Raw genomic sequence first — 22921 nt, 5'->3', positions numbered from 1 at the left:
GAATCGAAGGCTCAGGGCGCCAGAAAGTCGAACATCAGGTGCACCGTGCCGTAGTAGGCACCGCCCTGGTAGCCCCCCTCGGGCTCGATCGGAGCAATCTCCAGCTCGACGCGCCGGCCCATGCCCGCCTCGTCAGCGCTGAGTACCCGGGTCGAGTCCAGGGTCAGGGGCACCCGGTTGAACAGCACGCGCAAATCAATACGGTCGCGGCCGCTCAACAAATAGGGCGTGTCCCCCAGGCGCGCGGCCACGCCGCCATTGAGGTTCTTCACGTCGAAGTTCTTGCGCAGGCGTCCGAGCCTGGAGGTGGCCAGGTCCCATGCCAGCACCTGGTCCTGCCCCATCCAGTCGGGTTCGGAGGGCAACACGTAGGCCTCATGAACAGGGATAGTCACCGACACCTCAAAACTGTGGCGCTCCTGAAACGCCTGTGCCTGCCCGCCGATGGACAACGTTGCGATCAACGCCGCCCATACCGTCAGTTGCTTGAACATTGTCATCACCCGTTGCTGTTGACCGTCATCGGTTTTTTGTCGCGGCCTTCAATCATCTGGAAGCGGTACTCACGGCCGGGTTTCTTCTCCAGCATCCACTGACGGCCCGGCAGGATGTGGTGCTTGGTGGTGGCTTCGCAGTCGGTTTTTTGCGTCACCGAACAGTCCCGGAATTCGTCGAGCACCACCACACTGTTTCCGGCATTGCGCAGGGTGTACTGGCTGGCTGTCTCGACAACCTTCGTATCGAAGCGGGTGTCCTTGGGTCGCACGAAAAACACGGTGCCGTAGCCGGCCATGATGTTGACCCCGGCCGCCAAGTCCTTTCTGTACGCGTCACGCTCGACGTCGGTGACGGCAAAGTCGTCGTCCTTTTCCGGTATTACCGGGATGAAGCGCACCCGGAAGTAACGCTCTTTGTCGCGCTGGCCCATGTACAGCAGACGGGTGCCCTGGCGCCCGCCCGCCGGGACGATCAGCCGCGCCGGGCTGGCCATCAGACCGTCGCGGCTGGTGGCGCCACCCTTGTCGTCGGTCAGGGAGGCGACCGGGACTTCCCTGGACGTGCCGTCGGCGCTGTAGACGATCTCCAGCACATTGACCTTGATAAAGGCGGTGCTGGTGCCCCCATTGAACACTCGCTTGAGATAAGAACTGCGGTCGCCTTCCAGGTAGTCGTACACCACGCCGACATTGATCGCCGGCCCGGCCTGCGCCGCCCACGACATGAGCAACAGCCCAGCCCCTAACACTGCATGTTTCATGTTTGCTTACGCCTCATTGATTGAACGCGGCTCACCGCCCGCTGCGGGAGCCGATATGCGGGTAATGCCCGCTAGACTTCCGAATCCCAGATCACCGTGGCCACGCCGGAATAGGTACTGCCGGGCTTTTTGAGCATGTCGGCGACGTCATCCCTGGCCACTTCGAAATGCAACTTGCCCTCGCGGTTGTTCACGTATTGCGTTGGCTGGAACAGTTCGGTGCCCACGCCGTCGAGGCGCAGGGGCAGCTTGTTGACGCCTTGGTCGTGCTGGTCACGCAAGCCATAGGGCAGGCTCACGGCCACTTGCAGCGGCACTTCGTCACCGTCGCTGTTGCGCAGGCCGCAGGTGTTGCCGATGACCAGGCCACACTCAAGGGTCATCTTGAAACGTGAGCTGGCGGAAATCGCAAAGGTCTGGTCGCGCCACAATCGCGACGGGCGCCGCCCCTGGTTGAGCCAGGCTTGCCAGCCGCCCTCGGGGAGCAGCTCGACGCGATTGGCGCCGGCCGGCAGGTCGACCTTGAGCACGTGTTCCACCGACAGGATGAAATTGAAGGTCAGGGCCGTTTCGTCGGGGATCATGGCGTTGCCGAAATCCATATCACCGCCCGGCCCCATGGTGTAGGTGAGGGAGCCTTCATAGGTACCGGCGTCCATGCCCAACGGGTTTGGCGTCTTGAGTTCATAACCGTACTCAAGCGAGCTGTAGCTCAACCGCGGAATCTCCACACCGTTGGTGACGCTGCAGGCGCCGGCGTTCTCCGGGACGATCCAGAAAAACAACGCGAACGCGGCTCCTGCCGCAATGTAATTGATCGGCATACACGGTGCGGGCGCCCCTCGCCAATAAGTGCTCCAACCCACACCTGGCGTCGCCCAGCCGGACACGCCCGGAGGGTAGGAAACATTCCACCGGCCACCGATACCGGCAATACGCATCTGCACCGTCTCCGTGCGACCGGTAACGGCGTGTTTCACTTGCAGGTCGCGAAAGGCCGACGGCACCTTGAAATAAGCACTCTGGCGTGGATCCTCGGGGAACGCCGGTATTGGCCCATTGGAATAGGCCCGGAACGCAGTGTTACGAATACTGAAGGTATTGACCGCCTCGCACTTGGCTGGAACGTGCCAGGGACATAAGCCACTTTGCGGCGTGGTGTTGACGAATTTGTTGTTCGTCGGGTTGGCCGGATCGGGGCGAAACACCGCCGTGATCTGCTCGACAATAGCCAGCGCCGGCAGGCTGTAAGCGCCTAGAGCCAGCGCTAACGCACACAGGCCCAGGCGTTTTTTGGTTGCGGTAATCAAGGTCATGAACTCCAGTTTCAACCGCCGTCAACCGGCGGTTTCGGCGTGATAGGTCGCTTCGGCCAAGGTGTCCGGCGTGCAGCGCAAGTCACCAATCATCAACACGTCGTTTTCGTTCGGCGCATTGCTTGGGTCCAAACGAAACTGGCAAAGCAGCTGGTTTTGGTAGCGCACTTGCAAGGTGGGCGCGCTGGAACTCATTTCCATCGAGAAAAATCCGTCCACCTCGCTGACCCCACGGCTGGCGTGATTGATCACGTGATGCCCCTTGAGCGGTGCTCCGCGCTCGTCCAGCAACCGCCCAAGCACGGTGACGGTTTTCATCACGGTGATTTTTCGATAGTCCACACCGCCTTTGTTCAGGTGATAGCTGGCGCGAGTCGGTTGAATATTCGCCGCCGGCGGGTGATTGCCTTCAAAGTCGAAACTCACGCTGCTGCTCTTGTAGGCCGAGACTGGCACATAGTTGCGCCCCGGCCGCAGGATCGCACCGCCGCCACCGAGGTCGTCGGCGCGCAGTTCGATGTCGTCCAGGTCGGTTTCAACGTCGATGATCATCCCCGCACCATTACCCTGGTACTGGCTGCTCAGCAGCATCTTGCCGGCACCGGCAACGAAGGTGCTGTTGAGGTTCAAGCCACCACTGAGGTCACCGTTGAAGGAGCTGCGCTGCACAAAGCCGTCACCGCTGACCGCGCTGGTATTGAAGCTGGCCATGCCCGACAGGCCAACGCCGTAGGTATCGGTGATGGCGGTCGCGGAGACGCTTTGCAGCATGTGGTCGGTGAGGTCCTGGCGCACCGTCACCGAGGCGTTGTTGTCGCGCCCGCCGTCTCGGGCGGTGCGGGTGCCGATGCTGCCGGAAATCTGCCGGCCTTCAGTGCCCAGGTTGACACTCACGCTCACATCCACGCCACGATTGCGCGCGTCGTTGGTGCCGGCGCTGCCGGGCCGGTCGAACACCGAGAATCGCCAGTTGGCGTCACTGCCGAACAGGTTGTCGTGGCGACTCCAGCCCAGGTCCAGCCCGGCGCCCTCGATATTGCCCTCACTGTGGGACAGGCGCATGTTCAGGGTATTTTTCGCGTCGAGCCGGTGGTTGACCGACAACGCGGTGTTGCTGGCCTCGCCCACGAAGGTATTGCGGCGCAGGCGCGTGCCGTCCGGCAGGGTTTCGTACGTGTCACGGGTGTCCAGCCAGCTGCGATTATGGCTGAACACCAGGTTGGTCGAGCCCAGGGTATAGAGCCCTTGCAGGTCCATGCCGGTGCCATGTTCCTGGGTCTGGTACAGGTTGGCATAGACGCTGGTGTTGTCGGCCATCGTCCAGTCCATCGACCCGCCGTACTGGAGTTGCTCGCGCACTTGGCGGGCCGACAGGCCAAGGATCACGCGCGGGTGCACCAGGTAGTTGAGCGACGCACCGGCGGTCATCGCGCCCGAGGCTTGCTCATCCCAGTTGCTCAAGAGCTTGGTCTCGCGCCCGGCAAATACGTTGTAGCGCCAGCGGTCTTCAGCGTTGCGCCAGTTGCTGGGTTTGTACACCAGTTCCTGGGTGGTGGCGGTCGTCAAGCCGTCTTCCACCAGGCGCACTTCCACTTCATAGATGCCGCCGGGCAGTGGCCGGGTATCCAGGGTTTGCAGCCCGGCCGCCACTGCCTGGGTGTTGATCAACAAGCCGTTGCGGTAGATCTCAACCGCTGCCTGGCGGTTGGCGGTCACGTAGATCGGATACACGCTGGGCTTGGAGTTGTTGATGGCCAGGCTGTCGGAACTGCCATACATCAGGCCCAGCGCCGTATCGGGGCTGGCGCCGAAGCTGCGCAGTTGACGGGTCAGGCCATCGGAATTGGGAGTGAAGTGGCCGAGGCGGAAAAACTGCCCCTCCAATTCACGCTGGGTATACAGCTCATGGATCGCATGGCGTACTTGTTCCTCATCGCCACTTTGCCGCGCCAGTTGCAGGTTGAGCACCTGGCTCCAGTTGCCGAGGCTTGAACTGGCTTGCAAGCCGTAGCGTCCGCCCAGGCTGTCTTCCTGGCTGCCGTTGAGGTTGAGCTGGTTGTTGATGATCAACCCGAGGCTGCCGCCTTGCGGCTGGTCGTAGAAGCGCGGGGTGTCATCACTGCGTTCGACGTCCTGGGTGAGGATCGCGAGCTGGGAGTTTTCCAGGTTGTAGAACGCCGAGATCATCTTCTCCGGGCAGGTCTGGGTGCAGGCGCCCAATGCCACGCCGTTCTCCAGCAGCGCCTGCCAGGTATCACGGGTGGCGGCCGGGACTTTGCTGTCGCCGGTATCGGTAAATTCGAGCAGGGTCACACGGTCATCCCGCGACAAGACGATCAGCGCCTCGCCCAGCAGTTGCCGATCGAGATCCACGCGCACCGCCAGCGGCACGTCGAAAAAGTGATCGCTGAACCCCGCGGGCAGGCCTTGGGCCTGGGCGATCAAACTGCCGGGGGTTGCAGCGCCGGAAGCAGCAGGTGCCGCCAACGCACTCGTACACATCAGCAGCACAAGCGCAGCCGCGATAGGCGTCATCGGAAACATGAACGGATACCCTGAATGCCAAGAGAGAAAAAATCAGGTCGGCGGACAGAGAAGGAAATCAGCCGACCTGCAAGCAAATGCCCGTGGTCAACGGGCATGCATTGGCATCAAAGCGTCGGCAATACGGCGTCGAATACCACCGGCATCACTGCGGTGTAGGAGCCGCGTTGAGTGGCGGTAGGCTTGGCCGCGACGATGCGCATTTCGGCGCCCACGCCTGGGGTGGAGTCGGCTTCGTTGACCACTTCCTGAGGCGTGCCTGTCAGGGTGACGCCGTTGAGGCTGGTGGTGAGCGCGATGTTCTGCGCAGCGTCACCATTGAACAGTACAGCCGGGCCGCCTTCGATGTAGGCGTGTACCGAACCGTTGGTGTTCTTGATGTCGTAGATCGCGCTCAGGGGCGCCAGCTCGCCGCTGACCAGGTTATAGGTCATGGTTTCGTCACGACCCCAGTTCGGGTCACGCGGTTGGGCGTGGAAAACGGTAGTCGGGATGGTCGCCTTGATGTTGACGGTATGGCTGGCTTCGCCGGCAGCAAAGGCTGTTACCGAGGAAGACAGGGCCAGGACAGCCAGAGGGGCAGCAACAGCAAACTTTTTGAACATGGAGTCAATACCTGTAGTTGGAAAACTTATTAATTTTTTCGTCGTCAAGAGCATCCTTGAACAACGAACAACAGCGTCGGTTAGTTGAACCGTGCGCTACCAGGCAATAATCGACCCAAACTAAAAGCAGGTATGCAGGCACATTCCAATATACGCGTAGCCCTTGTAAACAGCCGTCGCGTGAAAAAGATGGCATTTTGCCAAAACTTTAAAAGTGTCCGTAGGAATTGAACTACATGCGCATAATACAAGGTGCGTTAATCATCGAACGACGTGCACTACACAAACAAAACAAGTTCCAAGTAATCAGGCGTATCGGCGCACATTCGAGCATCAACTCTAATTAAAGTTATAACTCTAATTTGATTATTCTCCAAGCAGCTTTCAACTAAAGGCCGCTGCACGCCATGCGCAAACCTGGCCCTGACCGCTGGTCGGCAGAGGCTGGCGCACACCGCAAGATATATCTTAAGTTATATCTAAATGAGCGCAGAGGAGGACCATCATGAAGCCTGAACATCGCGGTGACTTTGAAAAACGCGGCGGTCGCGGCCCACGGGTTTTCGCCCCTGGCGACCTGAAGCTGTTGCTGCTGGCGCTGATCGCCGAGCAACCCTGCCATGGCTACGACCTGATCCGCCGCATCGAAAACCTCTTCGACGGCGCGTACAGCCCCAGTCCCGGCGTGATCTACCCCACCCTGACCTTCCTCGAAGAGAGCGAGTTGATCAGCGGTGACGCCCAGGGCGGGAAAAAACACTACACAATCACCGACGCCGGTCGTTTCTTTCTTAACGAGCAAGCCGTTGCCCTGGACGGCGTGCGCATGCGCATCGACGTCAGCAAACGCTCGCTGCGCGGCCACGACCGCCCACCGGAAATTCACGAGGCGGTGCACAACCTGCGCCATGCCCTGCATTCGCACCACGGGGGCTGGAGCCCGGAAGAAATCGTTCGTGTCGCGGCGCTGCTCAATCGCACCGCTCAAGCCATTGCCGACGGGAGAGATCAATGAACACACACACCATCCATCGCGTGACCCACGAGATCAAACGCCGCCGCCTGCAGGTAATGCGGGTAGTCGATATCACCCCACGCATGCGCCGCATTACGCTGGGTGGGCCGGAACTGGCGGGGTTTGTCAGCCTGGGCAGTGATGATCACATCAAGCTGCTGTTCCCGCAGAACGCCGCCGAGCAAGCCGCGCTGGAAAGCCCGAGCTTCAGCATCAAGGGCGACGGCCCGCAACCTGCAATGCGCGATTACACACCACGGCGTTTCGACCTGGGCATTGGCGAACTGGATATCGACTTCGTGCTGCACGGCGACGGCCCGGCGTCGACCTGGGCCGAGCAGGCGCAAGTCGGCCAGCACCTGCATATCGGTGGGCCACGGGGCTCGATGATCGTGCCGGATATCTTCGACAGCTACCTGCTGATCGGCGATGAAACCGCCCTGCCCGCCATTGGGCGACGCCTTGAAGAATTACCCGCCGGGCGCAAGGTGCTGGCGGTGATTGAAATTGCCGATGCCGCCGAGCAACAGACACTGGAAAGTGCGGCGGATGTTGAAATCATTTGGGTGCTGCGCGGCCAGGACGACCTGCTCGACGTGGTACGCAACCTGACGCTGCCCGGCGGCACGCTGTACAGCTTTGTCGCGACCGAAACCAGGCTGTCGCGCCAGGTGCGGCGGGTATTACTGGAGACGCACAAGGTCAACGAGGAATACCTCAAGGCCGTGGGCTACTGGCGCGCGGAAGGCAGCGACGAAGATTAACCTGTGGGAGGCGGCTTGCGTAGGAGCGAGCTTGCTCGCGAAAAACGTCAACGATAACGCGTACTTTCTGAATGAGCGCGGTGCCTGTGACTGTTTCGCGAGCAAGCTCGCTCCTACAGACAGTGATCGTGCCCACTTTAAATCGAGCGTGGTTTGAGGCGTTTATCCAGCCCCACTAACGCCAGCGCAATGACGATGAACCCCGCCAAAATCCCCCCCGCATTCACGAACACCTGTGGATAACCCAGGCTGTCCACGTCCATGAACGGGTACTGATACTGCCCAAGCAAATGCCCGCGCAGCAGCACATAACCAAAATACGCCACGGGGTAAATCACCCACCCGGCGATCTGCTTGAGCTGCAAGGTGCCTTTGGGCACGCAGCGCCACCAGTAGATCAGAAACAGCAGCGGCATCACGTCATGCAGCAATTCATCGGCGATGAACTGAAAGCCTTCGGGGCTCCATAAATGCCGTAGCAGCAGGTTGTAGGCCAGGCTCACCACCACGATGCTGGTGGCAATCGCGCCGCAGATGCCGGGCTTGAGGAAGAACCGTCTGGCGGCGGATTCGCGGGTGACCAGCGCGTAGCTCAGCACCACGACCACCAGCGTATTGGTCAGCACCGTGAAGAAACTGAAGAAGCTGATCAACCCGCCCAGCAGGCTCGCGCCGCTGGACCAGCGCGAATACAAAATCAGGTATTGCTGGATCGCCAGTCCCACCCAACCGGCGAGCGCGGCCGCTGCGACATAACGCTTCATGGGCTCAGTCCAACGGGCGTTTGGTGCGCATCAGCTTGACGTACAACCCTTCGACTTTTTCACGGGCCCAAGGGGTCTTGCGCAGGAAGGTCAGGCTCGACTTGATGCTGGGATCGCTCTTGAAGCAGCGGATATCAATACGCTCGGCCAGGCCGCTCCATTCGTAATGCGCCACCAGCGTGGTGAGGACATGTTGCAGGGTCACGCCGTGGAGTGGGTCGTTGCTTGTCGCGGTCATGCCGGGCCTTTTGCAGGAGAGGAAACACAGCCGCGCACCTTAGCCGACGGGGCGTATCGGTGGAAGCACTGCATTGAATATAGCCGCTTGGCAAAAGTTCCCCTTCGCAGCCTAAAAAGAGATGTTATATTGTAACATCTCTTATCAAAATCCTGCCAAGGAATGTCCGATGTCCGTCTCCTGTTTCTGGCGTTTGTCCCCGCTCGCCGCCGCCCTGCTGATCTGCTCCGAAGGCCACGCCCTGGAGCTGCAACCGCAAATCATCACCGCCAATCCCCTGGGCAACGAACAGCTCGCCTCGCCCACCACCGTACTGGAAGGCGATGAGCTGACCCTGCAGCAAAAAGGCAGCCTTGGCGAAACCCTGAACAAGCAGCCGGGGGTGTCGTCTTCCTACTTTGGCCCGGGCGCCAGCCGGCCGATCATTCGTGGCCAGGACGGTGACCGGATTCGCCTCCTGCGCAATGGCGTCGGTGCGCTGGATGCATCGTCGCTGTCCTATGACCATGCCGTGCCGCTGGACCCGATCAACGTCGAACGCATTGAAATCGTGCGCGGCCCGGCGGCCTTGCTGTACGGCGGCAGCGCCATCGGCGGCGTGGTCAATACCTTTGACAACCGCATCCCCACCGCCGCCATCGAAGGCATCCACGGTGCCGGTGAACTGCGCTACGGCGGCGCCGACACCACCCGCAGCAGCGCGGGCAAGCTGGAGGCCGGCGACGGCACCTTCGCCTTGCACCTGGACGCCAACGCGCGGGAATTCAACGACCTGAAAATCCCGGGCTCTGCGCGTAGCCGCCATGCCCCCGACACCGAGGATGGCCCCGGCAAGAACGGCCGCCTGGGCAACAGCGACGGGCGCCAGGATGGCGGTGCCGTAGGCGGTTCCTACACCTGGGATGACGGCTACGCGGGGCTGTCCTACAGCAACTACGACAGTAACTACGGCTCCCCGGCCGAGCAGGATGTGCGCATCCGCATGCAGCAGGAGCACTACGCCTTCGCATCCGAGATCCGTAACCTGCAAGGGCCGTTCACCTCGGTGAAACTCGACGCGGGCTATACCGACTACGAACACCGCGAAATCGAAGGTGGCGAAACCGGTACAACCTTCAAGAACAAAGGCTATGAAGCCCGCGTTGAAGCCCGTCACCAGCCTGTCGGCCCATTCGATGGCGTGGTCGGCGCCCAGGTGACCCGCAACGAGTTCTCGGCCCTGGGCGAAGAAGCCTTCGTGCCCCAGACCGACACCAACGCCGGTGCACTGTTTATCCTTGAAGAGATGCAAGCCAGCGAACGCCTGAAGCTCAGCCTCGGCGGGCGCCTGGAACACACCAGCGTCGACCCGGATGCCAAGGGCAACGCGCGCTTCGCCAATGCCGACAAGGCCAGTGACTTCACCGCAGGCAGCCTGTCCTCCGGCGCGGTTTACAGCCTGACGCCGATCTGGTCACTGGCTGCAACGTTGGGCTACACCGAGCGTGCGCCCACGTTCTACGAGCTGTACGCCAATGGTGCCCACGTCGCCACCGGCACCTACGAATTGGGCGATGCCAACCTGTCCAAGGAAAAAGCCGTGTCCAGCGACCTGGCCCTGCGCTTCGACAACGGCACCCATAAAGGCAGCTTCGGCGTGTTCTACAGCCGCTTCTCCAATTACATCGGCCTGCTCGGCACTGGCCGTACGTTGAACGACGAAGGTGAAGAGGACGCCGGCGGTATTCCCGAGTACAGCTATTCCGGCGTACGCGCGCGTTTCGCCGGTTTCGAAGCCCAGGATCACTGGAAACTCGGCGAAGGCGCCTACGGCAAGTTCGCCCTGGAGCTGTCGGGCGACTACACCCGCGCGACCAACCTGGACACGGGCGAAGCCCTGCCGCGCATTGCGCCGCTGCGCTTGAACAGCGGGTTGCTCTGGGAACTGGACCGTTGGCAGGCGCGTATCGATGTGGAACACGCTGCCGGCCAGGGGCGCGTGCCGAGCAATGAAAGCGGCACCGATGGCTATACCACCCTCGGCGCAAGCGCGGGTTACCACTTCAACGTAGGTGGCAGCCAGTGGCTGGCGTTCGTCAACGGTGAAAACCTGACCAACCAGACGGTGCGCTATGCCAGCTCGATCCTGCGCGACATCGCGCCGGCACCGGGGCGCAGTGTGCAGTTCGGCATCCGCACCACCTTCTAACCCACACCACAAATCCCCCTGTAGGAGCGAGCTTGCTCGCGAAAACCGTCAACGCTAACGCGTGCTTCCTGAACACACGCGGCGCCAGTGGGTTTTTCGCGAGCAAGCTCGCTCCTACAGAGGCTATTCTGGCAGCGACTATCTGTCACTGTTACCAAATCTGAAATGATGCATCTTGCGATTCACCCTTCCTCAAACAGCCCCGCCGCATTATCCTTCGCAACAATCTGCAACGCTTCACTTCCTGGCCGACCTCATTTTGCCAAATCTCCCTGTACGTAAAGACAGCGCTGTCCGAAATCAGCCTGCGTCCGGGGGGGTGTTACCCGTCTGTGGATAACCCGTTTATCCACAGAAAAAACCAAAAAAACGATGAACCAAGCCCGCGCCCAATCGTCATCTACAGTGAGTGAAGCACGGGGTTACATAATTCCAACGTAACGGAGAAACACACTATGAGCACTGATGGTGCCTCAAGCCCAAGCCGCCTGCTGCCCAGGTTGCTGGGCGTCTTGCTGCTGATCATGGGGCTGGCCTTGCTGGCCGGTGGGGTCAAGCTGAGCATGCTCGGCGGGTCGTGGTACTACCTGCTGGCCGGTATCGGCATCGCCCTGACCGGCGTCTTGCTGCTGTCCAACCGCCGCGCTGCGCTGGGCCTGTATGCACTGGTGCTGTTCGCCAGCACCGTGTGGGCACTGTGGGAAGTGGGCCTGGACTGGTGGCAACTGGTGCCGCGCCTGGCCCTGCTGTTCGCCCTGGGCATCGTCATGTTGCTGCCGTGGTTTCGCCGTCCGTTGCTGCATGGCCAGGCCGCGCCGCTGGGCACCGGTGCGCTGAGCGCAGCCGTGGTGCTGGCGGGCGCTACCGCCCTGGCCAGCCAATTCACCAACCCGGGTGAAATGGTCAAGACCGGCCAACTGAACCGCGACACCGTGGCCGGCATGACCAACACTGCGCCGAGCCAGGCTGACGGTGACTGGAACTCCTATGGCCGCTCGGCCTACGGTGACCGTTACTCGCCACTGACCCAGATCACCCCGGCAAACGCGCACAAGCTGGTGCCGGCCTGGACCTTCCGTACCGGTGACATTCCCGGCGCGGGCGATCCCGGTGAAACCACTGCGGAAAACACCCCGCTGAAAGTCAACGGCATGCTGTACGTGTGCACCCCGCACAGCCAGGTGATTGCCCTGGACCCGGACACTGGCAAGGAAATCTGGCGTTTCGACCCGAAGATCAGCACCCAGGGTGCCGAGAACTTCAAGGGTTGGGCGCACATGACCTGCCGTGGCGTGTCGTATCACGATGACGCCGCCTACGCTTCCGAGCAGAAGCCAACCGGCAAGGCCATCCCGGCCGCCGCCCCGACTGCCTGCCCGAAACGCATCTTCGTGCCGACCGCCGACACCCGTCTGATCGCCCTGAACGCCGACACCGGCAAGATGTGCGAAGACTTCGGTAACAAAGGCCAGGTCGACCTGCGCGCCAATATCGGCAGCTTCGCCCCAGGTGGTTACTACTCCACTTCGCCACCGGCCGTGACCAAGAACCTGGTGGTCATCGGCGGTCACGTGACCGACAACGTTTCCACCGACGAACCAAGCGGCGTGATCCGTGCGTTCGACGTGCACACCGGCAAGCTGGTGTGGAACTGGGACAGCGGCAACCCGCACGACACCACCCCGCTGGCCGAAGGCAAGACCTACACCCGCAACTCGCCGAACATGTGGTCCATGTTTGCCGTGGATGAAAAACTCGGCATGCTCTACCTGCCGATGGGCAACCAGATGCCCGACCAGTACGGCGGTGATCGTACCGAAGACTCCGAGAAGTACGCGGCCGGCCTGACCGCCCTGGACATCGCGACCGGCCATGTGAAGTGGACCGTCCAGTTCACTCACCACGACCTGTGGGACATGGACGTGGGTGGCCAGCCGTCGCTGATCGACATCAAGACCGCCGGCGGTGTCAGGCACGCGGTGATGGCATCGACCAAGCAAGGCAGCATCTACGTGCTGGACCGCGCCACCGGCTGGCCGGTTGTGCCCTTCAACGAAATCCCGGTGCCACAGGGCGCCGTCGCGGGCGATCGCACCGCCACTACCCAGCCCAAGTCCGAGCTGAACTTCATGCCACCGCCCCTCAAGGAGCGTGACATGTGGGGCGTGACCCCGTTCGACCAACTGATCTGCCGGATCGACTTCAAGTCGCTGCGCTACGACGGCCCGTTCACCCCGCCGTCGCTGCAAGGCTCGATCGTGTACCCAGGCAACTTCGGCGTGTTCGACTGGGGCGGCATTTCGGTTGACCCGGTGCGCCAGATCGCCTTCGTGAACCCGAGCTACATGGCGTTCAAATCGAAACTGATCCCGGCTGCCGACATCGCCAAGCAAGGCCCGCGCGTCAGCGAAACCCAAGGCGTACAGCCAAACAAAGGCGCGCCGTACGGCGTGATCCTCGAAGCGCTGCTGTCGCCAATGGGCCTGCCGTGCCAGGCACCCGCGTGGGGTTATGTGGCAGCGGTCGACCTGACCACCAACCAGACCATCTGGATGCACAAGAACGGCACCGTGCGTGACAGCTCGCCGATTCCGATCCCGTTGACCATGGGCGTGCCGAGCCTGGGCGGTACGTTCACCACCGCCGGTGGCGTCGCGTTCCTCAGCGGCACCCTGGACCAGTACCTGCGTGCCTATGACGTGAAAAACGGCAAGCAACTGTGGGAAGGCCGCCTGCCTGCAGGCGCGCAAACCACCCCGATGACCTATACCGGCAAGGACGGCAAGCAATACGTGCTGGTCGTGGCCGGCGGTCATGGCTCCCTGGGCACCAAGCAGGGTGACTACGTGATGGCGTTCAAACTGCCGGAATAAGCAAGACTGGCGGTATTAAAAAGGCGGTTACCTTCAACAGGTAACCGCCTTTTCTTTGCGCCGCTGAAGGCTCGTTCCCTTGCTCCGCGTGGGAATGCATCCCGTGACGCTGCGCGTCAGCCTCGCCGGGCCCGCATGAAATCCCCCCAGCGCCGCACCAGGTAGTTGTGCTCATCCATGACCGAATTCCATACCGCAATATGCCCCATGCGCTGTTCATAGGAGCCGCCGTCGCGCACTTCGCCAATATCGATCAGCGGCAGACCATCGCTTCCCGGCAGTTGCTCTCGCGCAGGCTTGCCCGCGTACCAGTAATCCCACTCCGCACAGCTCAAGTGATCGCGACTGCGCGCCGGATTACCGATGTAATAGCCCTGCCGAGCCATCACCGCCCCGGGCCAGCCCGACAGCCACCAATTCAAGTAAGCATAGGCCGCATCCAGCACCGCGCCCTGGGCATGGCGCGATAATGACAACCCACCAAACCAGGCCCGATAGCCTTCACGTGGCACCGCCAGGCGGTATTTCACCCCGGCGCGGTGCAGGCGCATCAAGGTCGGCGACCACAGGCTCTGGATATCGATGCTGGGGCTGAGCATCAATTGCGCGGCTTCTTCGTCATCGGACCAGAACGCCGCAAAGTGGCCTTCCTTCTGCTTGCGCACCAGGACGTCGGCCAGCAAATCGATCTCTTCGATGCTCATGTTGCCGATGTCCTTGAAGCTGGCCAGCCCTGCCCCCTGCACCGCCAAGGCGGCGTCCAGGGCGCCGATGGCGGCGTCGCTTTGCAAGGCCGTGCGCGCACGCCACGCGGGGTCCAACAGCCAGCCCCAGCTTTCATTGCCGTGGCAAAACCCGTCGGGCATACGCTCGGGACGGTAGGCAAAGCTGTCGGCATTGTGGGTCAGGGGCAGCATGCTGATGCGCTCGGTAACCGTGCTGCCCAGGCTGCCATCGTGCTGCACGAACAACCGCTCGCTGGGCACGCTGCCGCTGCCCAGGCGATCATCGGGCGACAGGCGTCCGCGCTTGGGCAGGTCATTGATCTCGTGCCACAACGCGACGCGCCGGGTGTCGATGGGTTGGATCGCCCGGGCCGGCCACACGAAATCGACATTGTGAAACCACTGGTCGTACAGGTCGTAGCTTTCGGGCTGCATCACCGCGATGCGCTGGGCCTGTTCGACGTCGTGCACCTGATACACCAGGCGGATACCCAGTTCCTGCTCGGCCCGCACGCGCAGGCATTCGAGCAAGGTGACCGACGTGCCGAGGACCCTCAACGTGATCATGCTGCGAACCGCCGCGAGAACACATCGAAGGAGCGACGCAACAGCGCAGGGTCGAGGCCGCGCAGGATAAACACCAGGCGCGATTGCCGGTCGGTGCCCGGCCACGCAGGCAGATGCACCGGCGCATGCAGGCAGTGCTGCACGCCATGAATGACGATGGGGGTGTTACTGGCGTTCACATTGAGCAGTCCTTTGACACGAAGGATTCGTTCGCCGTGGCATCTTAACAGCATCGACAACCACACCCCGAAACCGACCCAATCCAAAGGCTGGTCGAAGGTCAGGCTGCACACTTGCGCGGTGCCGTGGCTGGCCGTGGTGGTCTGATGCAACTGCCAGCGGCTGACTTCAATGGCCGGTTCGGCGCTGCGCAGGCCTTCGCCAAGCAGCAGTTGGTCGCCGCTGTGAATGGCATGGGTATCGAGGATCGGCGTGCCGGCATTGAGTGCCCGCAAATGTGCGCGCAGTGCCGTGCAGTCGCCCGCCAGATCGGTCTTGCTCACCAACACACGATCCGCCGCCGCCACCTGGGCCAGCCATTCCGGGTGCAGGCGTTCCTGCAGGACGGCGTGGCTGGCGTCCACCAGGGTAATCACCAGGCCGATGTGCAAACGCCCGCGCAGTTGCACGTCGTTATTCAAGGTGGCGAGGATGGGCGCCGGGTCGGCCAGGCCGGTGGTTTCCAGGATCACCCGCTTGAATGCCGGGATTTCACCGCGCTCGCGACGTTGCAGCAAGGTCAGCAGCGCCTCCTTCAGCTCGCCACGGATCGAGCAGCACACGCAACCGCTGGGCAGCAGCACCGTGTCCGGCGCGATGTCCTCCACCAGCAGATGGTCGATGCCGACGTCGCCGAATTCGTTGATCAGCAACGCGGTGTCGCCCAGGCTTTCTCCCTGCAACAGGCGCTTGAGCAAGGTGGTCTTGCCGCTGCCGAGAAAACCGGTGATGACGTTGAGAGCGATGCTCATTTTTTATACCTCCGCTCCTACAGTGGGTTGCATTCCAAATGGTCGAGCAGTTTGGGATCGAGGGGATCCAACGGACGACCGAGCATGTCCTGGGCCGCCTGCCACAGCTGATCCAGGCCGCTGGCCAGGGCCTGTTTGCCGGTAGCGCCCAGCAGCAGATAGGACGCACCCTGGAAGTCTTCGACCTTGAGCCGGAACACCGCCAGCACCTGGTTGATCGCCGCGATCCGGCGCAGGCGTTCGCGGCGCCTGGGCAACTCGTCGCCCAGGGGGTCGCTCCAGTGCAGGTCTTCGCCGAGCAATCCGCAGAGTCCGCACATGACTACACCCCGCTCATGGCATGACATCGCCGGAATTCGGGCCCAGGGTCTGGCCGACAAACAGGTTGCCGCCGGGCTCGCTGGCCAGCAGCACCGCCGTCGGCGCCACTTCGTCGGCCAGCCCGAAGCGGCCCAGGGGCAGCTCCCTGGCCTTGGCACGCTTCCAGTCATCGCTGATGCCGCTGACCAATGGCGTCTCAATGGGGCCGGGGGCGATGGCGTTGACCAGCACATTGTCCTTGGCGACTTCCAGCGCCAGGGACTTGGTAAAGCCAATCACGCCGGCCTTGGCGGCGGCGTAATGCGTCAGTTCGGCGCCGCCCTTGATCCCCAGTTGCGAGGCGACATTGATGATCCGCCCCCAACGCTGCGCAACCATGTGCGGCAAGGCGCGCTGGCTGGCGACGAAGACGCTGGTGAGGTCGACGCGCAGCATGTCGTTCCACATCGCGATGGACACGTCGACGCAGCGCGCCTGGGTGAGCATGCCTGCGTTGTTGACCAGGATATCGATACCGCCCAAGTGCTCGACGCAACAGTCGACACTGGCCTGGGCGCCTTCGACGGTGCCGACGTCAGCCAGGCATTCGAACACCTCGGCACCGAGGTTGCGGCAGGTGATCGCGGTTTCGGCGAGGCTGGCGGCGTTGCGGTCGGCCAGCACCAGGCGTGCGCCTTCAGCGGCGTAGGCGCGGGCGATAGCGGCACCGATGCCGCTGCCGGCGCCGGTGATCACGGCGCGGCGGTGGGCGAGTTGGTTCATGTAGACGATCTCCCGAATAAACACAGTTCCAATGTGGGAGGGGCTTGCCCCCGATGGCGATGGCTCAGAAAAACAACTGTGGCTGACCCACCGTCATCGGGGGCAAGCCCCCTCCCACATTTTTGAGCCAGTACAGTCAGTCAGGCCAGCGTACGGTCAGGCCACCATCAATTACGATGCTCTGCCCGGTCAGGTAACTCGATGCATCACTGGTTAAAAACTGCACCAATGAAGCCACTTCATCCGCGCGCCCTACCCGCCCCAGCGGAATCGCACGCGCTGCTTTCGCCAGGCCCTGCGGCCCCAGCGAGTTCTTCGCATCCAGCGACTGCGGCGTCTCGATCAACCCTGGAATTACCGCATTACAGCGTATGCCCTTTGCCGCCAACTCCACCGCCAGCGAGCGGCACAACCCCGGCACGCCGGCCTTGGCGGCCGCGTAATGCGAATGCTCTTGCCAGCCATACACGCCTCCGGCAATCGACGAAATCGCCACCAACGCGCCGCCTTCGTGCATGTGCCGCGTCGCCGCGCGAAAGGTGCGCATGACCCCCGTCAGGTCGACATTGAGCATCTCGTCCCACAGCGCATCGGTCATCTCCAGCAACGGCGCGCGACGCAGCAAACCGGCGTTGGCCACGGCGTAATCCAGCCGACCAAAATGCTGCACGCCCTGCGCGGCCAGGGCATCCACCGAGGCGGTATCGCCCACGTCCAACGGCAACATCAGGCATTCGCCGCCGGCGGCCTGCACCAGGCTGACGGTGGCCTGCGGGTCATGGGGGTCCGCCGGGTAGTACCCGCCGACCACCGCCACACCGTGGCGCGCATAGGCCACGGCGAGGGCTTGGCCGATGCCGCTGGCGGCACCGGTAATCAAGGCAACTTTACGGCTCATCATTGACTCCTTACTGAACGGTTTCCGGACGCACATGGCGCGCGGCAAACATCAACAGGCCGGACAAAAAGCACGGCACGGCGCCGAACCACAGTGCGGCGGTCTGCCAGTCACTGCCGGCGGACAGCACCTGGGTTGCACCAAAGCCTGCGACCACCGCACCAATCGGGCCCATGGCATGGATGATCGCGCCGCCGGTGGCGCGGATGCTGGTAGGGAAACTCTCGCTGATAAAGAACAGCGCCGCCGAATACGGCCCGATCAGGAAGAACAGGCCCAGGCTGTACAGCCCGACCACCATCGCCATGTTGCTCGGGCCGAACAGCATCCCGGCGAACGACAGACCACCGAGCATCCAACCCAGGCCGATCACGTTGCGACGGCCGATCTTGTCGCCCATCCAGCCGTGGCTCAAGTAGCCGCAATAACCCACCAGGTTCGACAGCACGAGGATGATCAGCGAGTTCTCGAACGAGATGTGGTGCACGCTGACGATCACCGAAGTCCCCAGCACGCTGAACACCTGGATCGCCGCCCAGTTGAGCAACAACGCGGCGCCGATCACCAACGTGGCACGGCGAGCCGGCCCACGGAACGCGGCCTTGAGACCGGCCTTGCTGTGCTCGTCATAGTCCACGCCATAGGTCTGCGCTACGTTCTGCGCGTCGCTCACCGCGCCGCTTTTACGCAGCCGGCTGATGCGTTCGTGGATCTGGAACTGCGGGCTCTCCTTGAGCTTGCGCGCCATGATCGCGATCACGACAGCCGGGATCGCCGCAAAAACGAAGCAGCCCTGCCAGCCGATGATCGGCAGCAACAGCGCGGTCAACCCGGCGGCGATCAACGCGCCGACCGGCCAGCCGCCCTGCACCAGGCTGTAGATAAAGCCGCGACGCTTGGTCAACCGGGGATCTTCCGAGGCGCCGTACAGCTCGGTCAGATAGGTGGCGTTGACGGTTTCCTCGGCATAGCCCAGGCCGCCCAGCGAACGGATCAGGATCAGCGGCGATTTGCCCCACGCCCCGCCTATCGCAGTCAGCGCCGAGCACAACGCGGAACCGGCTACGGTGAAGATAATCCCTTTGCGTCGCCCCAGCTTGTCCACGATCGGTCCGATGGCCAGGGCGACCACGGCGGTGCCGACCGCCACCCAGGTCGCGATCTCGGCCTGCTCCACTTCACCCCATCCAAAGTGCCGGCCAATCTCCGGTAGCAGGGTGCCGAACAGGATGAAGTCGTACACCGCAAACACCCAGGCGAAAAACGCGATCCAGGTGGCGAAGCGCACCTCCCGGGAAGTCAGCTGCCGGGGTTTCCAGCCAGTCAGGTCAAGCTTGTTGTAGATGGACATAGATCGCGCCTCAAGGGGATGGGTGGACCCTGTAGGAGCGAGCTTGCTCGCGAAAATCGTCAACGATGACGCGGGCATCCTGGATGCACGCGGCGCTCTCTGGTTCTTCGCGAGCAAGCTCGCTCCTGCAGGGTGACGCTGGTTCAGGTACGCGGCTGGCGGCGGATGAAGTCATCGGCAATTTCGTCAAAGGTGACGAAGCGCACGCCGGCATGGCTCTGGATGTGTTCGATCAGACGCTCGAGCATCAGCAGCACTTGCGGGCGGCCGGACACGTCGGGGTGGATGGTCATGGTGAACACGGCGTGTTCGTGTTCGCGGTAGACCCAGTCGAACTGGTCGCGCCACATTTCTTCCAGGTGACGCGGGTTGACGAACCCGTGGCTGTTGGGGGCTTTCTTGATGAACATCATCGGCGGCAGGTCGTCGAGGTACCAGTTGGCCGGGATCTCCACCAGGTCGGTTTCTTCGCCGCGCACCAGGGGCTTCATCCAGGTATCGGGGTGCTGGCTGTAGTCGATCCTGGTCCAGGTATCGCCCTTGCGCACGTAGTAAGGGTGAAAGTCGTTGTGCATCAGGCTGTGGTCGTACTTGATGCCTTTTTTCAGCAGCAGTTCGTTGGTGACCTTGCTGAACTCCCACCACGGCGCCACGTAGCCGGTGGGGCGCTTGCCGGTGACCTGGGTGATCAGTTCGATGGACTTGTCGAGAACGATTTCTTCCTGCTCGGCGGTCATCGCGATCGGGTTTTCGTGGCTGTAGCCGTGCACGCCGATCTCGTGGCCGGCGTCGGCCACGGCCTTCATCTGCTCGGGGAAGGTTTCCATCGAGTGACCGGGGATAAACCAGGTGGTGCGCAGGCCGTAGCGTTCGAACAGTTTGAGCAGGCGTGGCGCGCCGATTTCACCGGCGAACAGGCCGCGGGAGATGTCGTCCGGCGAGTCTTCACCGCCGTAGGAACCGAGCCAGCCGGCGACGGCGTCAACGTCGACGCCAAATGCACAGAGGATGTCTTTAGCCATGGTGTGTCTCCTTAAATTGTCATTACGGATTCAACGCACAAAGCTGCGCGCAGCAGGCGTGCGTCTTCTCCCGTCGGGACGCTGAGCAGCAACCCGGTGGGCAGCCCCTGGGCATCGCAGCCGCTGGGCAGGGTCACGCCCGGCATGTCGAGCAAACTGCCGGGCATGGTCAAGCGCAGGGTGGCGAGGTTGGTTTGAACGAACAGGTCATCGTCAGCTTCAAGCGCGGCTAACGGCGGGGCCACGTGGGCAACGGTCGGCGTAATCAGGACGGCGCCGTCGAGGTCTTCGATCAGTTGCTGTTGCAGGCGGCGGCGGGTGTCGGTCAGGTGAATCAGTTGGCTGGCCGGCAGTGAGCGCGCGGCTTCAAGGCGGCGGCGCACGCGAGGGTCGAGCCGGTCGGCGTCGGGGCTGTCGAGCAACGCCTGGTGCAGGGCGAAGGCTTCGAAGGCGCCGAGCCAGCCATGGTCTTTGATCAGCTCCAGCGTCGCCTGGAAGGCCGGGCATTCGCGCTCTTCGACCAGCGCGCCGTGGGCCTTGAGCTGCTCCACCGCGCGCAGCAGGTTGTTGCGCACGGCGGGTTCGACCTTCTGCTGCGCCAGCACGAAACGCTGGCCCTTGAGGCTGCGGGCGACGTGGCTGTGGCTGCGGCCATGCAGCAAGTCGTCGATGGCCAGGGCGTCACGCACGCTGCGGCTTATCGGGCCGAGGCTGTCGAGGCTGTGGGCCAGTGGAAACACGCCGTCGCGGCTGTAGCGCCGGCTGCTGCTGCGGTAACCCACCAGGCCGTTGAACGCCGAGGGGACGCGGATGGACCCGGCAGTGTCGGTGCCCATGGCGATGGGCACGATGCCGGCGGCGACGGCCACGGCCGACCCCGAGGAAGATCCGCCGGGGATGCGCGGTTGATCCTTGCCATGGGGATTGTGCGGCGTGCCGAAATGGGGGTTCAGACCCAGGCCGGAATAGGCCAGTTCGCTGAGGTTGGTCTTGCCGACGCTGACCATTCCGGCACGACACAGCAGGCCGACGGTGGGTGCATCGAGCAACGCGACGGGCGCATGGCGGCGGTAGGCGGCGCCCGCCGTGGTGATGCTGCCGGCCACGTCGAACAGGTCCTTCCAGGCCAGCGGCACGCCATCGAACAGGCTCAACGGCTGGCCGGCGCGCCAACGTGCGGCAGAGGCTTGGGCTTCACGACGGGCGCGCTCGGGCGTCAGGCTGATGAATACCGACGGGACCTGGCTGGCTTTGTCGAGTGCCTGTTCGAGGGCTTGCACCGGGTCGCTGCGACCACTGGCGAAGTCCTCGGCCATTGAAGTGGCGTCTGACATCAGGATGACCCTCACAAACGTACATATTAATAAAATGTACATTTTACAAAGGCAGCTTTCGTGCCAGTCTGTGCTCAACGAATTTTGCGCAGGCAGCGGTTTTCGACCAGAACCGCGAGGTAGAGGGTATTTGACGAGGTAAAAAATCTGGGCAGGCGGTAACTCATGCGTTTCAACGAAATAATGTACTTTTTATTAATAAGTACATTTTGGTGCAGAAAAGTAACAGGTCGACTTTCTAAGCCCCAAAAACGTGCCGCCGACGTGGCGCAGAGTGACAGGCGCATCTATGAGAGAATCCCCGGTCAACGGTCCCTCCACCTCTGAGAACGCAATGAAAGCAGTGCTCGCCTCGGCCTCCCGTTACGCGATGATTCACAAAGTGATGCGCGACGCGATCGTCAACGGCACCGCCCGCCATGGGCTGGTGTTGCTCGAAGCGCCGCTGGCCGAGTTGTTCGGCACCAGCCGCGTGCCGGTGCGCAAGGCCCTCGACCTGCTGCATGACGAAGGCTTGATCTGCCGCTTCAACGGCCGGGGCTACCTGATCAATCCGCAAGGCCTGGCCATGGAGCCGTTGCGCCTGCCCCTGAGCCATGCCCACCTGGGTCTTAACGGCGAGGACGAGTTGGTGGACACGCGGCCGCTGGGCGAACGCATCGTCGAGGAAATCGGCGCGGCGTTGTCCACCTGCATTGCCTTCGGCCACTACCGCCTGGACGAGCAAGCCGCCGCCGACCACTACGGCGTCAGCCGCGCGGTAGTGCGTGAAGCGCTGATGCGCCTGCGCGACCGTGGCCTGGTAGAAAAAGAGCCCTACTCCCAATGGCTGGCCGGGCCTTTGACCGCGCGGGAAGTCACCGAAGACTACGAACTGCGCGCCTGCCTTGAGCCCGAAGCCCTGCGCCAGAGCGCGCCCAACCTCGATCGCGAGCTGCTTGAAGCCATGCTGCAACGCGTGCTGGACGCCCAGGACAGTGCGCAGTGCAGCCTGGAGGCCATCGAGCAGATCGAGGAAGACTTGCACCAACGCTGCCTGGCCGGCCTGCAGAATCGCAAGATCGCGGCGCTGATTCGACAGGGGCAGAGCCCGATGATCATCAGTCGGATTTTTTATCGGTTGCTGGGGATTGGCGCCGACCCGGCGATGTTGGCCGAACATCGACTGATTCTGGAGTTGCTGCTGCACGGTGCGTTTGATGCGGCGGCGCTGAATCTGCGTGAGCATTTGCAAAGGGCCAGTCAAAGGATGTTGCAGCGGTTGAAAGTGTTGTCGGTGCTGCCCGAACAACCGCTGCCCGCCTACCTGCACAAAATCAGCTGACCCAACACAGACCAAATGTGGCAGGGGGCTCCCCCTCCCACACGACGCCAGCGTCGTTCTAAAAATTTCATGCAATATGTT

20 protein-coding genes are annotated in these 22921 nt (G+C 62.4%); 5 read left to right on the top strand and 15 right to left on the bottom strand.

Annotated elements, in window-relative coordinates; translation table 11 throughout:
- Positions 1–11: 11 nt before the first annotated feature.
- From BFP93_RS21650 to BFP93_RS21630, 5 genes are all read right to left on the bottom strand, one after another.
- Entirely contained in the window at positions 12–494 is a 483-nt protein-coding gene (locus tag BFP93_RS21650) for a CS1 type fimbrial major subunit (RefSeq protein ID WP_065894869.1), read from the bottom strand.
- A 5-nt stretch (positions 495–499) separates the two neighbouring features.
- Positions 500–1258 carry a pilus assembly protein gene (locus BFP93_RS21645; RefSeq protein ID WP_065894868.1) on the bottom strand — a complete coding sequence of 253 codons (759 nt, stop codon included), beginning with the start codon at positions 1256–1258 and terminating at the stop codon, positions 500–502.
- Positions 1259–1329: 71 nt separating this feature from the next.
- Positions 1330–2574 carry a hypothetical protein gene (locus BFP93_RS21640; RefSeq protein ID WP_065894867.1) on the bottom strand — a complete coding sequence of 415 codons (1245 nt, stop codon included), beginning with the start codon at positions 2572–2574 and terminating at the stop codon, positions 1330–1332.
- A gap of 21 nt (positions 2575–2595) precedes the next feature.
- Positions 2596–5118 carry a CS1-pili formation C-terminal domain-containing protein gene (locus BFP93_RS21635; RefSeq protein ID WP_065894866.1) on the bottom strand — a complete coding sequence of 841 codons (2523 nt, stop codon included), beginning with the start codon at positions 5116–5118 and terminating at the stop codon, positions 2596–2598.
- 107 nt (positions 5119–5225) lie between these two features.
- Positions 5226–5723, bottom strand: a complete 498-nt coding sequence (locus BFP93_RS21630; RefSeq protein ID WP_065885953.1) for a CS1 type fimbrial major subunit — start codon at positions 5721–5723, stop codon at positions 5226–5228.
- 505 nt (positions 5724–6228) lie between these two features.
- Between BFP93_RS21630 and BFP93_RS21625 the strand changes: the two genes are divergently transcribed.
- Positions 6229–6738, top strand: a complete 510-nt coding sequence (locus BFP93_RS21625) for a PadR family transcriptional regulator (RefSeq protein ID WP_065894865.1) — start codon at positions 6229–6231, stop codon at positions 6736–6738.
- Positions 6735–7502: a siderophore-interacting protein gene (locus tag BFP93_RS21620; protein WP_065894864.1), complete on the top strand. Its 768-nt coding sequence runs from the start codon at positions 6735–6737 to the stop codon at positions 7500–7502. The genes BFP93_RS21625 and BFP93_RS21620 overlap by 4 nt, the downstream gene beginning before the upstream one ends.
- 137 nt (positions 7503–7639) lie before the next feature.
- Here BFP93_RS21620 and BFP93_RS21615 read toward each other — a convergent pair whose 3' ends face one another.
- Together BFP93_RS21615 and BFP93_RS21610 are read right to left on the bottom strand one after the other, a co-directional pair.
- The gene (locus BFP93_RS21615; RefSeq protein WP_065894863.1) at positions 7640–8266 is read right to left on the bottom strand and encodes a Pr6Pr family membrane protein; all 627 of its coding nucleotides are present in this window, start codon (positions 8264–8266) and stop codon (positions 7640–7642) included.
- A 4-nt stretch (positions 8267–8270) separates the two neighbouring features.
- A complete protein-coding gene (locus tag BFP93_RS21610; RefSeq protein ID WP_065885949.1) occupies positions 8271–8504 on the bottom strand; it encodes a VF530 family protein in 234 nt (77 codons plus the stop codon).
- Between the two features lie 169 nt (positions 8505–8673).
- On the opposite strand from BFP93_RS21610, the gene BFP93_RS21605 reads away from it, so the two are divergent.
- Positions 8674–10692, top strand: coding sequence for a TonB-dependent receptor (locus BFP93_RS21605; protein WP_065894862.1), 2019 nt, complete (start codon positions 8674–8676; stop codon positions 10690–10692).
- A 455-nt stretch (positions 10693–11147) separates the two neighbouring features.
- The gene (locus tag BFP93_RS21600) at positions 11148–13565 is read left to right on the top strand and encodes a glucose/quinate/shikimate family membrane-bound PQQ-dependent dehydrogenase (RefSeq protein ID WP_065894861.1); all 2418 of its coding nucleotides are present in this window, start codon (positions 11148–11150) and stop codon (positions 13563–13565) included.
- Between the two features lie 116 nt (positions 13566–13681).
- Here BFP93_RS21600 and BFP93_RS21595 read toward each other — a convergent pair whose 3' ends face one another.
- The 8 genes from BFP93_RS21595 to BFP93_RS21560 form a co-directional block, all read right to left on the bottom strand.
- On the bottom strand, positions 13682–14857 hold the full coding sequence (locus BFP93_RS21595; RefSeq protein WP_065894860.1) for an ABC transporter substrate-binding protein: 1176 nt from the start codon (positions 14855–14857) through the stop codon (positions 13682–13684).
- Positions 14854–15828, bottom strand: coding sequence for a CobW family GTP-binding protein (locus BFP93_RS21590; RefSeq protein WP_065894859.1), 975 nt, complete (start codon positions 15826–15828; stop codon positions 14854–14856). The genes BFP93_RS21595 and BFP93_RS21590 overlap by 4 nt, the downstream gene beginning before the upstream one ends.
- A 17-nt stretch (positions 15829–15845) precedes the next feature.
- Complete coding sequence (locus BFP93_RS21585) at positions 15846–16148, bottom strand: hypothetical protein (RefSeq protein WP_065885944.1); 303 nt, start codon at positions 16146–16148, stop codon at positions 15846–15848.
- 13 nt (positions 16149–16161) lie between these two features.
- Positions 16162–16911, bottom strand: coding sequence for an SDR family NAD(P)-dependent oxidoreductase (locus BFP93_RS21580; protein WP_065894858.1), 750 nt, complete (start codon positions 16909–16911; stop codon positions 16162–16164).
- A 136-nt stretch (positions 16912–17047) separates the two neighbouring features.
- On the bottom strand, positions 17048–17809 hold the full coding sequence (locus tag BFP93_RS21575; RefSeq protein ID WP_065885942.1) for an SDR family NAD(P)-dependent oxidoreductase: 762 nt from the start codon (positions 17807–17809) through the stop codon (positions 17048–17050).
- Between the two features lie 10 nt (positions 17810–17819).
- On the bottom strand, positions 17820–19160 hold the full coding sequence (locus BFP93_RS21570) for an MFS transporter (protein WP_065894857.1): 1341 nt from the start codon (positions 19158–19160) through the stop codon (positions 17820–17822).
- Positions 19161–19303: 143 nt separating this feature from the next.
- A complete protein-coding gene (locus tag BFP93_RS21565; RefSeq protein ID WP_065894856.1) occupies positions 19304–20182 on the bottom strand; it encodes a polysaccharide deacetylase family protein in 879 nt (292 codons plus the stop codon).
- Between the two features lie 11 nt (positions 20183–20193).
- Positions 20194–21516, bottom strand: a complete 1323-nt coding sequence (locus tag BFP93_RS21560) for an amidase (RefSeq protein WP_065894855.1) — start codon at positions 21514–21516, stop codon at positions 20194–20196.
- Positions 21517–21850: 334 nt separating this feature from the next.
- Here BFP93_RS21560 and BFP93_RS21555 point away from each other — a divergent pair, with 334 nt between their 5' ends.
- A complete protein-coding gene (locus BFP93_RS21555) occupies positions 21851–22840 on the top strand; it encodes a GntR family transcriptional regulator (RefSeq protein WP_065894854.1) in 990 nt (329 codons plus the stop codon).
- Positions 22841–22921 lie beyond the last annotated feature (81 nt).

The sequence above is a fragment of the Pseudomonas sp. 44 R 15 genome (genome assembly GCF_900004965.1).
Taxonomy (GTDB): domain Bacteria; phylum Pseudomonadota; class Gammaproteobacteria; order Pseudomonadales; family Pseudomonadaceae; genus Aquipseudomonas; species Aquipseudomonas orientalis_A.
Note: the sequence above shows the minus strand (reverse complement) of the source record. Positions and strands in the feature narration are given on the sequence as shown.